The following is an 11,324-nucleotide window of genomic DNA, read 5'->3' on the forward strand; positions in this document are numbered from 1 at the left end:
CGCGGCAGCCAGAGTGCCTTCTTCTTTAAATGCTTCAATACCAAATACAAAAGAGAGGGCAATTAATAGACCACCGGCCACAACAACTGGAAGCATATGTGATACACCTGTCATAAGATGCTTATAGATACCAGATCCTTGTTTTTCCTGACTTGCTGTATTATTACCACCCTGGCTTTGGTAAACAGTGGCTTGTGCAAATGCGTTATTTATTTCCTGTTCGGTTTTCTTAAGCGCCAAACCTGTGCTTGTTTTGTACAGCTTTTTACCATCAAAGCGAGCTAAATCCACTTCAATATCGGCGGCAATAATAACTAGATCTGCTGTGCGGATATCTTCTGCAGTTAACTGATTTTTTGCGCCAACAGAGCCGCGAGTTTCAACTTTAATTTGAAGATTAAGTTCTTTCCCTTTTTGGGTTAACGCTTCTGCGGCCATAAAAGTGTGTGCTACACCGGTCGGGCAGGCGGTAATAGCAACAATTTTTTTGTTTTCTATATTCATTTTCCATTCCTCTATTTAATTGTGTTATTTAAAAACTTCTTTATCTATCAATTAGTTAACATCTTAAACTCGCCGCTTTATCAATATTCAATAGCGGTCGGGCTGAAAATGTTAAACGTATATAATGGCAATTTCTTCGCCGACTGAGTTCGGACTGGTCAACCAAGTTGTGACAGAAGGCATTCGAGTGAAATACCTTCTATCTGCGTGCAGGTATAACCAGTGTTTTATGCTCCAAATTTACACCATGCATCATCAACACCAACGCCACCTATTGCAAAATTACCTTTTTCATTATTAATAAGGCTAATACCAGCGAATGCTGAAAGAGATGTTGCAACAGAGACTGCTATTACTGATATTTTTAAAAAACTGTTAACTTTCATCACTTTACTTCCATTTTTATTGTATGAAAATTACTTGTAAATATTCAGTGGGCATTTCTATTACTTAGAAAACCCACTGGAACATTTGGTGAAGCGGTTCAGTGAAACGATTCAGCAAAGTTAGGTTAAAATAAGCGTTATCTTTAGTCAAAGCTAAAGAGCAGAAATCGTGACAATTGTCACGCGAATAAGAATTTTCAGGGAAAATATGGGCGGTAGCTGTGGTTCTTTTTAAACTAAACTGCTGCGGCGAGGGCATTTTTGCACGTTTTTACTGCTGTGCGCTAGCCGTGAAGGCTAACGTCTTTACCCCTGTTGCTGTTCGGAGATGATCTCGTCATGGGGATAATAGTAGGTGATATTGATGCCGAAAGCCTGCTCTGAAAGGGTTCAGGGCATCATCTGTTGATAAAGGTTAGTAAGGCAAAGGGGCTATAAAATCAAGATGTTCAACGCATTGCAAATAATTCAGAATGAAAGTTATTTACATTTAGTCCTAACTGAGCAAAATCACAACGCAATTTTTTTTCGAAATTGTTCGGACCACAAAACCAGATATCTGCTTTTTCCCAACTGACTATCATCTCCGTAATTTTTTTTGCCGTTAAAAATTCCGTTTTATTGGTGTCTCTCAGATGTAAATTAATCTTAGCCTGTTTGGCCAATTGATTAATATAGGTAATAAAATCATTATCTGGACACTGTGTGCAATAAAAGAGATCTATCTGCTTTAATGGAGGAGTTTGCGCTAGCATTTCCATTTGTGCGGTAAATGCAGCGATACCTATTCCCCCGGCGACCCAAATTTGGCGCTGCGTTTCTGATTTAAAATTGAAATACCCGTAAGGACCTTCCACTATGACCGGATCATTGATATTAAGGTTGTTTTTAAGCCTTTTGGTAAAATCACCAAGCGCTTTAATTTGAAAGCGGATGTTGCCTTTATCGTTGTGCTCGGAAGCAATTGTAAAAGGGTGTGGCTCCTCGCCTGTGAACTTAATAAAAGCAAACTGCCCGGGATTGTGTCCTTGCCAGTTGTGCTGAGTGTTTATGGTGATATCAAGCACTTTATTATCTTCAAAAAAGTGGAACTGTTCAACGCTTGCTTGTACTTTGTTTCTACGGCCTATTCTGCCGCAAAGGCTGTGCATAGCAGCCCAAGCTCCGGCCGCGATTAAGGTGTAGACAAGCCAGCCGATTGGCTGCTGCCAATACGTAAATTTCATTAATATAACAGTGTGAAACACGAAAAGCAGATAAACCAAGGAGATTATTCTGTGTGTAGTTAAAAATTTCGGGTAGCGGATAGTTTTGGTCAGTGCAATAACAATCAGCACAATAAGCAGATAAAAACCCCACTCTCCTACTGATTCAGCTAAATGACGCTGGCTGTTGAAAAAAGCTTCAATGGCACTTAAATCAGCAGGTAGCGGCATTTTCCCTCGACCAGCAGGCTTCTCTAACAGACCCATAGCAACCATATATTTACTGCCTTTCGTCCAAAACCAATGGATTATGGCCACTACCAGACAACTAATGCCTAACCACTTATGTAAGCGATAAGATTTATCTAACCCATTTAAAAATTTTTCCAGTGGTTTTAATCGCAACGCCAGCAGCATAGCTATGCTCATTGCCGATATGGCTAAAATCCCACTGTACTGTATGGCAATTTCCCGAACAGGAAAATATGACCAGCTAATTGCGCTGAAATTTTCAGCCGACAACCAAAGCAGCGTTAGCAGAGCAAAAAGTACTGGCATCACCATTTTTATTCTATTCACTAGATAGTTCCTTATATTTCAAGCAGTAACAAATAAGATGCTGTAATCAGTGAAATATTTAACGGGTTAATTTTTATTGGAAAAGTAAGCACCCGTTATCTATCTAAATTGATCTTATATAATAGTGTCATTATGTGGCACCTTTAAAGTGCTGATAGTGCAATCGCAGCAATATCGATTGGCTTCACTATATAAAATAAGTGTGTGATTATTATGGAGGAAATAGGGAGATATTAAGGAGATTCACTTTTATATGGCCTTATACCAAATCCACTAATTATCTATTCATTTATGCTTGTTCAAATGAATGCGAGCTTCGTTATTGATTTTATAATTAGAACAACTAGTTACTGCAATCAATGCCTTGCTTTCATCCATTTTTCCTGCGCCTTAATAGATCATCTAATTAATGGAATTGGTATTAGTTATCGTGGGAAAATAACGAACGTTTGCACAGGCCAGAATCACTCAGCCGATACTCAGAAAGTTTTCATCAATCATGTATACTAACGGTTAATTTACCGATTAATTTTATTAGCTATTTTGAGAAACTATGGAATTTGAATTTAGAAAAGATTTTATTAGCGAGCAAGCAACTGTCAAGTTATCTATGGGGCATGAGGCGTTTGCCACTTGGCTGGAGCAGGAAGGGCAGGCGCTAGATTGGATAGAAGCGCTGCTTGCTAATATTGTTTTATTGCAACAGCGTGCTATCAACGAATTCAAATTAGCGGGCAGTGAGTTTTCGCTTTTACTTAATCAAGATGAAGCACAGGTCATCAATCATAGTTTAATGAATAATCAGGATGAGATAGATTTAGAGGACGATTTGGTGTTTTATGACCTAGAGATTCAAGCATCTTGTGGTTTGGAAGATTTTTTGAATCTCATTGAGTCGTGGTTAGAGTTTGTGCAGAGCTAGCTTATTTTCGCTAGTCTAAGCCTAATATTAAGGTTGCCATGCCTAAGAAAGAGAACAGCCCAATCACATCAGTCACAGTTGTTAATGCCATACCGCCAGCAAGCGCGGGATCTATTTTATATTTATGCATAATCAGCGGGATGGCCACCCCTGCTATGCCAGCAGCAGATAGATTGATAAACATCGCCCCAGCTATAATGAAACCAACCTGAATATTGCCTTTCCACAGAGTGACCGCAGTTGCGACTAAAATAGCCCAGACCAAACCGTTAATAATACCAATCGCCGTTTCTTTACCGATTAACCAGCGTGTATTACTGCTGCCTATATGGCCAACAGCAAGACCGCGAATAACCAGAGCAAGCGTCTGATTACCTGCAATACCACCCATGCTGGGTACTATGGTCATCAATACTGCAAGTGTCGCCATTTGATCCAATGTTGCTTCAAACATATTGGTGACGGACGCCGCAATAAATGCCGCAATTAAATTAAGTGAAAGCCACACAGTACGGCGTTTTGCACTGGGAATAATGGCGGCAAAGGTATCTTCATCGTCATCCATACCGGCCATACCCATCATTGAGTGCTCGGCATTTTCACGAATAATATCAACGACATCATCAATGGTGATTCGGCCTAACAGATGGTTTTGCGGATCCACAACGGGGGCTGAGATCCAATCATGGCGTTCAAAGAGCTTCGCTATTTCACCCTCATCCATCTCTACAAGTAATGTTTCAGTTTTATTATTCATTACTTGTGCAATGGAAAGGGTGGGATCAACTGTCAGCAGAGTTGAAAGGGGGACATCACCAATTAATTGGTCATATTGATTAACGACATATAAGGTATCAGTGGCTTCTGGTAATTCACCTTTTAAACGTAAGTAACGTAGTACAACATCAACCGAAACATCGGCTCGAAGGGTGATTGTGTCAGTGTTCATCATCGAACCGGCAGTGTCTTCAGGGTAAGCGAGTGCTTGCTCTACACGATGTCTGTCTTGCTCGTCCATCTGTTGCAGTACAGCTTTGTAGATACTATCTGGAATACCACGCAAAATATAGGCAAGATCATCTGTGTCCATACCCTCTGTAGCGGCAACTAAATTTGCTGCGCCCATTAAATTTATGATGCCATCTTTTGCATCTTCATTTAATTCTTCAAGAATTTCACCTTGTAGATCGTAATCGGTTAAATTCCATAGGACTTTACGATTTGCAGGTGGAGAGGATTCAAGGAGTAGGGCAACGTCACAAGCAGGCATTTTTTTCAGAATACTACGTGCTAATACAAACATGCCGCTTGAAATGGCTTTGTTTACTTCTTGGAGACGTTGCTGGGCATTTTGTACATCGGTATTTTCCAGCATGGTATGACCCCTTATGTTTATCCTAAATGTTATTCTTCAAAAAATTTGTCTTCTATTAGTTTAGTGACGGCAAGCATCGCTTGTTGTGCCTCATTACCTTTTGCAATTATTTCAATCTCTTGACCATAGCAAGTTTCTAAAACCAGTAAACCCAGTACGCTATCTGCATCTGCCTGTTTATTTTGGTGGCGGATTGTAATGGTTGCATCAAAAGAGTTCACTAATTCAACAAGTTTAATCGTTGCGCGAGTGTGTAATCCTAATTTGTTTTGTATTGTAATTGTTTGCTTGATGATATCCATCTGTTTATTGCCCTTTTAAGCACTTATGTTCAATTTGGACCTGATACTTGCCCTTAAAGCGTGCTGCAATTTGCTCAGTTACATAGACCGAGCGATGTTTACCGCCGGTACAACCAATCGCAATGGTGACATAGTTGCGGTTATTGTTTTCAAGATGGGGTAACCAGGATTGGAATAGATATTCAATTTGGTTAATTGTCTGCTTAACCAAGCGATGCGAATCGAGATAATCTTTTACCGGTTGCTCTAAACCTGTGTGTTTTTGTAGCTCGGGTTCCCAATGGGGGTTGGGTAAAAAACGCACATCGAAAATATAATCGGCATCGTCTGGATGTGTGTATTTAAAGCCAAAAGATTGAAATATAATCAGTAATTTGCTTTTCGTAGAGCCTTGCAGATGGATTTTAAGACGTTCATTTAGATTGTGAATTGAAAGCGTTGTAGTGTCCATTTTGAGCGCTGCAGAATCACGAATAGGTTGCAGCAGTTCATTTTCAAGTTCAAGTGCTTGTGATAAAGATAATTTCTTTCTGGAGAGCGGATGCAGCCGCCTAGTTTCGCTATAACGGCGGATTAATTCGCTGCTGATTGCATCCAGATAAATAATCTCTATCTCAACTTTAGCCCTTATTGCGCTGAGCAGCAGTTCAATGTCAACGGCTTTAGTTGGCAGATTACGAATATCCAAACTGATGGCAACTTTATTATGTTTGGCATCAACCGTATCAATTAACTGTTCGAGAAGCTGAAAGGGTACACCGTCAATACAGTTATAACCTAAGTCTTCGAGCACATGCAGTGCGATTGTTTTTCCCGAACCAGAGCGTCCACTGATGATGATTAATTTCATTGCAACTCCAATTTATGCCTTATTCTGCCTGCAGCAACTCAAAAAGAGTTTGGTCATTGTCTGCATTTCTTAATTGACGTAAAAAAGGCTTGTCTAATAGTTTTTTGCTGATTTCGCCAAGCGCGACAAGATATTGCTGGCAACGGTCTTCAGGCACAAAAATAGCAAAAAGAAGATCTACTTTTTTACCATCATAGGAGTCGTAATCGATGGCGGTTGCACATTGAATAAAAACAGCCGTTGCAGGTAAACTGCTGTCAATTTTCACATGAGGGATGGCAATGCCTGAGCCTACCCCTGTAGAGCCTATCTTTTCACGGGCAATTAAATTATTAAATAGAATCTGCGGATCTATATTTAATTTTTCACCAGCAATATGGCTTATTTTTTCTAATGCACCCTTTTTACTGGTGCAGTTCGCTTTGCTAAAAACTGAATCTTTAGCTAATAAAGTCGATATTTTCATATTCTATCTGAGCCATTGTAAAACAATCGCGCGAGTTTAGCAGTTTGCTCATGAATAACTATCAAGAAATTGTTATTTCTTAATGTTAATCAAAAATTAGAGCAACTGTTTACGTTGATTTGATGGCGGAATACCTAATGACTCTCGGTATTTTGCAATCGTACGGCGCGCTACTTGAATTCCTTTCTCTTCGAGTAACTGAGTTATCTTATTGTCACTTAAGGGCTTATTTGCTATCTCCGCATTGATTAGCTTTTTAATTAAAGCGCGAATTGCAGTCGATGAACATTCACCGCCACTTTCCGTGGCAACATGGCTGGAAAAGAAAAATTTGAGTTCATAGATGCCTCTTGGCGTATGCATAAACTTTTGTGTTGTGACCCGGGAAATAGTTGATTCATGCATCTCAACTTCAAATGCAACATCATTTAAGACCATAGGTTTCATCGACTCATCGCCATATTCAAAAAAGGCTTGCTGCTGCTGCACGATACAATTTGATACTTTTAATAATGTTTCATTGCGGCTTTCTAAGCTTTTAATAAACCACTTTGCTTCTTGCAGATGGCCTTTAATAAATTGTGAATCAGTTTTACTAATATTACCTTTGCATAAATCTGCATATTGCTGATTGATTGAAAGGTTGGGATCACAATCTGCATTTAATGAAACACGCCATTGTCCGGCAATTTTTTTCACATAAACATCGGGCACAATATATTGTGCTTGACTGTCTTCAATTTGGTTGCCCGGGCGCGGCTCCATACTTTGAATCAGGCGCATTACCTCAGCTAACTGCGTTTCTTTTAATTTGGTTTTTCTGGCGAGCGTACGGTAGTCTCGATTACCAAGTAGCTCCATATGCAAATCAAGTATCATAAGCGCTTCGCTCAACCAAGGCGTATCTTTTGGTAGTTGCTGAAGCTGAATCTGCAGGCATTCTTGCGTTGAACGAGCGGCCACGCCAAGCGGATCAAAATGTTGAATACGTTTTAATACGGCAACAATCTCATCTAATTCAAGCCCCTCTATGTCAGTGGCAAGACTTTCTAAAATTGATTCGCAACTGCTTCTTAAGTAACCTGAATCATCAATTGAGTCGATGATTGCGGTAGCAATTAATAAATCAGTTTCAGAGAAGGGGGTGAGTTGCATCTGCCAGATTAGGTGATCTTGCAGGGTGTTTGAAGATTCGCCTTGGTAAATTGTATCTTCCCCCTCATAGCTAGATGTGCCGGAAGAGATAGTGGTGGTCGGTGGCGGTGTATATGACTCTTCCCAGTTATCCTCTGTGGGCAGATCATCTGAGAATTCTTGTTTGGTTATTGCTTCAGAGGTATCTACCTGACTGCTATCCTGTTCTTTACCAACCTCTTCCATGGTGCTGGTGTCATCTTGTTCAAGTAATGGATTTTCATCGAGCGCATTTTGGATCTCTTGCTGTAATTCAAGGGTGGAAAGTTGTAATAACTTAATTGCTTGTTGTAATTGCGGGGTCATCGAAAGTTGCTGCCCCATCTTCAGCTGTAAACCTTGTTTCATCAAAACGCTTTTTTCCTTATACGAAGCAATTCCCTGACCTAACTATACCTTATAATTTAAACTCTTCACCTAGATAAACTTGTTTTACGTGTGCGTTTGCTAATATTTCGTCTTGCGTCCCGATTGCAATAATTTCACCGTGGCTAACGATATATGAATGTTGGCATACATCCAATGTTTCACGTACGTTGTGATCGGTGATTAATACGCCCAAACCACGATCTCGTAGCTGCTGAATAATCTTTTTAATATCGATAACGGAAATCGGATCAACCCCTGCAAAAGGTTCATCTAAGAGAATAAATTTAGGCTCAGTTGCCAGTGCACGTGCAATTTCAACACGGCGGCGTTCGCCACCAGACAGGCTCATCCCTTTGTTGTTGCGGATATGAGTAATATGGAACTCTTCAAGTAAAGATTCTAATTTCTGTTCACGCTCCGCTTGAGTTAACTCGCTACGTATTTGCAAAATGGCCATAATATTATCCGTGACCGTTAAACGGCGGAAGATGGAGGCTTCCTGGGGCAAATATCCGATCCCTTTTTGCGCGCGAATATGCATGGGATGATGAGAGATATCCTCGCCATCAATAATAATCGAGCCTTGATCTTGCTTGATCAAGCCAACTACCATGTAGAAGGAGGTCGTTTTACCTGCGCCATTGGGGCCAAGCAAACCGACAATTTCTCCCGTTTTTACCGTTAAACTGACACCATTTACTACGGCACGACCTTTGTAGCTTTTTACTAAACCTTTTGCTATTAATTCGGCCATTTTAATTATTCTTCTTGTGTTGAGGTTTTATCTTCAGTCGGCTCTGTTTTTTCTTTTTCAAATTGCGCGGGTAAAAACACAGTGCGAACGCGTTCATCTTCACCCTCTCCTGTATTGACAATTAACTCTTTCGTGTTGAGAAAATACTCTATTATCGACCCGTTAATTTGACTATCCAGCTGCTTAACTTGGGCATTACCCGTGAGTGTTATTTTTCCTTTGGCAATATCATAATGGATGCGGTTTGCCTGCGCATCAAAAGGTTTTCCGTCAGATTGGGTCTGGTAAAAAGTGGCGACATTACCATCGGCTATCATTATTTCATGATTGGGTAATGTGCCGCGAATAACAGTCAGTTTATCACCCGTTATTTTAATCGAGCCCTGTGTCAGTAGCACATCCTGTAGAAATACAATGGTATTTGTTTTCATCTGTGCGTTTTGACTTACCGAGCTAACATTGATCGCTTGATCATAATCAGATTCAAGTGCAACACTTGAAAATGAAAAGAGTAATGCGCTGAATACTAAACTTAGTTTATTTATTTTCATTGAGGTATACCGCTTTTATTTTATCTTTTACAATTAATTCTTCTGTGATTAGAGAAGCCCACATACCAATGCCTTGCTGTCGCATTTGTGGTCCCTGCCAATTAACTAACAGATCACTACTTATCTCTTTTTTATCCAGTCGAATGGTTAATTCTTCTGTCGTCATCGTTTCTACTAGTTGATCTAAACTGAGATTTTTCACCCAGACCTCTTTTGATAAGATCAATTTTTTTTGTTCATAAAGAATGCCATGTTCACTGCTTATTTGCCAAACCGATATCTCATTAGTCTCTTTATCTTCAATGTAAAACATCACCTTGGGGTGTTCAAATACAGTAATATCGTTTTCGGCGAAACTGGTTGCCTTATCGGCAAAGAGTTTATGCGCTATTTTACCACTCTCATCAAAATGAATGCTGCTAACATTATAAGCTATATAATTGAACTGTTGCTTTGGCGATATTGGCACGTTTGTTTCTGGTTTGAAAAACAACCACAGTAAAAAAGCGCAGAGTAATAAAACAAATGGGATACTTTGGCGTTTATTCATTTATTCACTTTTACCCCGGGTGATATTAAGCTGCTTATGACATTGTAAAAAAAGATCGCAAATCTCGCGCACCGCACCAAAACCACCTTTTGTGTGAGTGATTAAATCTGCGCCTTGTAACACCAGTGGATGTGCATCGTTAACCGCTATACCTAAACCGCAATCTTGGATAACGGGTAAATCCACCACATCATCGCCAATATAAGCGACCTCTTGTGTTGTCAAATTGAGTGTCGTTAATAGGGATTGGTATACCGTTAGTTTATCTTCTTTCCCCTGAAAAACATAAGGGATACCCAGCGCTTTCATTCTATTATCAACAATATTTGATTGACGTCCGGTAATAACAGCAACATTAATGCCTTGCTTTAAAATAGCTTTAATACCAAACCCGTCTTTGGTGTGAAATGCTTTTAATTCTTCGCCTTGGTTGCCTAAATAGATTCGCCCATCAGAAAAAACACCATCTACATCACAAATGAGTAATTTGATTTTTGCTGCGCGTTGATAGTTTTCAGCGCTGATTGCCCCATAAGGTGTTGTGACCATTTGATTTCTCGATAAATAATTTTATGTAAATCTGAAAAAAAACAATATATATAACAAAATGCCATCTGCAAGGCGAGTAAATATTGTTGGTTTAGCTATTGTCTCGGTTATCAGTTAAAAAATAAAGAGTTAACGCATTATTGTGTTTAAATTTCAAGCAATCGGCTAGGAGAAGTGTAAAAATTTGTATTTCTGTAAATTAGTTTGCAGTTCTGTTATTAAAAAATTGTATAAAAAAGAGCATAACTTTACACTGTCACTCTTATTTATAATATAAAGAAAACGGCTATTGATGAAAGAATCAGACCATCTTGTGATTAAAAACCTCAGCTTTTCTCGAAATGAACGGTTATTATTTGATAATTTATGTTTTGAATTTGAGCGTGGAAAAATTACGGCTATCTTAGGCCCGAGCGGCATTGGTAAAACAACCTTGCTTAAACTTATTGGTGGACAGCTGCCTGTCGATAGCGGAGAAATTATTTTTAATGGTCAGGCTCTCCATAACTGTTCCGAAAAAAAGTTGTATGAAGCGCGTAAGAAAATGGGGATGTTATTTCAAAGTGGCGCGCTGTTTAATGAACTTTCAGTCTTTGAAAATGTTGCATTCCCGTTGCGAGAACACTATAAACTTGATGAGTCATTGCTTTCTATCCTGGTTTTAATGAAGTTGGAAGCGGTTGGTTTGCGTGGTGCAAAAGATCTGAAACCGATGGAACTTTCGGGAGGGATGGCAAGGCGCGTTGCATTAGCGCGTGCTATTGCGTT

General features: G+C 39.5%; 14 protein-coding genes. 2 read left to right on the forward strand and 12 right to left on the reverse strand.

Features of this window, described 5'->3' with window-relative positions:
* The 3 genes from ACJAT7_RS15350 to ACJAT7_RS15360 all read right to left on the reverse strand — a co-directional run.
* Positions 1-504 (reverse strand): fructose PTS transporter subunit IIB (locus ACJAT7_RS15350; protein WP_415227678.1); only part of this gene is annotated, 504 nt, incomplete at its 3' end.
* Positions 505-731: 227 nt separating this feature from the next.
* Positions 732-890 (reverse strand): hypothetical protein, encoded by a 159-nt coding sequence (locus ACJAT7_RS15355; protein WP_415227679.1) that lies wholly within the window; start codon positions 888-890, stop codon positions 732-734.
* Between the two features lie 449 nt (positions 891-1,339).
* A complete protein-coding gene (locus ACJAT7_RS15360) occupies positions 1,340-2,674 on the reverse strand; it encodes a ferric reductase-like transmembrane domain-containing protein (protein WP_415227680.1) in 1,335 nt (444 codons plus the stop codon).
* Positions 2,675-3,227: 553 nt separating this feature from the next.
* Between ACJAT7_RS15360 and ACJAT7_RS15365 the strand changes: the two genes are divergently transcribed.
* On the forward strand, positions 3,228-3,596 hold the full coding sequence (locus ACJAT7_RS15365; RefSeq protein WP_415227681.1) for a YacL family protein: 369 nt from the start codon (positions 3,228-3,230) through the stop codon (positions 3,594-3,596).
* A 10-nt stretch (positions 3,597-3,606) separates the two neighbouring features.
* On the opposite strand, the gene mgtE is transcribed toward ACJAT7_RS15365, so the two are convergent.
* From mgtE to kdsC, 9 genes are all read right to left on the reverse strand, one after another.
* Complete coding sequence (gene mgtE, locus ACJAT7_RS15370) at positions 3,607-4,971, reverse strand: magnesium transporter (RefSeq protein WP_415227682.1); 1,365 nt, start codon at positions 4,969-4,971, stop codon at positions 3,607-3,609.
* Between the two features lie 29 nt (positions 4,972-5,000).
* Positions 5,001-5,273, reverse strand: coding sequence for an HPr family phosphocarrier protein (locus ACJAT7_RS15375; protein ID WP_415227683.1), 273 nt, complete (start codon positions 5,271-5,273; stop codon positions 5,001-5,003).
* A 4-nt stretch (positions 5,274-5,277) separates the two neighbouring features.
* A complete protein-coding gene (rapZ, locus tag ACJAT7_RS15380) occupies positions 5,278-6,123 on the reverse strand; it encodes an RNase adapter RapZ (RefSeq protein WP_415227684.1) in 846 nt (281 codons plus the stop codon).
* A 19-nt stretch (positions 6,124-6,142) separates the two neighbouring features.
* A complete protein-coding gene (locus tag ACJAT7_RS15385) occupies positions 6,143-6,589 on the reverse strand; it encodes a PTS sugar transporter subunit IIA (RefSeq protein ID WP_415227685.1) in 447 nt (148 codons plus the stop codon).
* A 96-nt stretch (positions 6,590-6,685) separates the two neighbouring features.
* Positions 6,686-8,131, reverse strand: a complete 1,446-nt coding sequence (locus ACJAT7_RS15390; protein ID WP_415227686.1) for an RNA polymerase factor sigma-54 — start codon at positions 8,129-8,131, stop codon at positions 6,686-6,688.
* Positions 8,132-8,180: 49 nt separating this feature from the next.
* Entirely contained in the window at positions 8,181-8,906 is a 726-nt protein-coding gene (lptB, locus tag ACJAT7_RS15395; protein ID WP_415227687.1) for an LPS export ABC transporter ATP-binding protein, read from the reverse strand.
* Between the two features lie 5 nt (positions 8,907-8,911).
* Positions 8,912-9,457, reverse strand: coding sequence for a lipopolysaccharide transport periplasmic protein LptA (gene lptA, locus ACJAT7_RS15400; protein ID WP_415227688.1), 546 nt, complete (start codon positions 9,455-9,457; stop codon positions 8,912-8,914).
* Positions 9,444-10,007 carry an LPS export ABC transporter periplasmic protein LptC gene (gene lptC, locus ACJAT7_RS15405; protein WP_415227689.1) on the reverse strand — a complete coding sequence of 188 codons (564 nt, stop codon included), beginning with the start codon at positions 10,005-10,007 and terminating at the stop codon, positions 9,444-9,446. Before lptC ends, lptA begins: the two co-directional genes overlap by 14 nt.
* Entirely contained in the window at positions 10,008-10,556 is a 549-nt protein-coding gene (kdsC, locus tag ACJAT7_RS15410; protein WP_415227690.1) for a 3-deoxy-manno-octulosonate-8-phosphatase KdsC, read from the reverse strand. It abuts the gene before it with no gap.
* 292 nt (positions 10,557-10,848) lie between these two features.
* Here kdsC and ACJAT7_RS15415 point away from each other — a divergent pair.
* Positions 10,849-11,324: ATP-binding cassette domain-containing protein (locus tag ACJAT7_RS15415; protein WP_415227691.1), on the forward strand; the 476-nt coding region annotated here is incomplete at its 3' end.

The sequence above is a fragment of the Psychromonas sp. genome (assembly GCF_047632995.1).
In the GTDB taxonomy this organism is placed as follows: Bacteria; Pseudomonadota; Gammaproteobacteria; order Enterobacterales; family Psychromonadaceae; genus Psychromonas.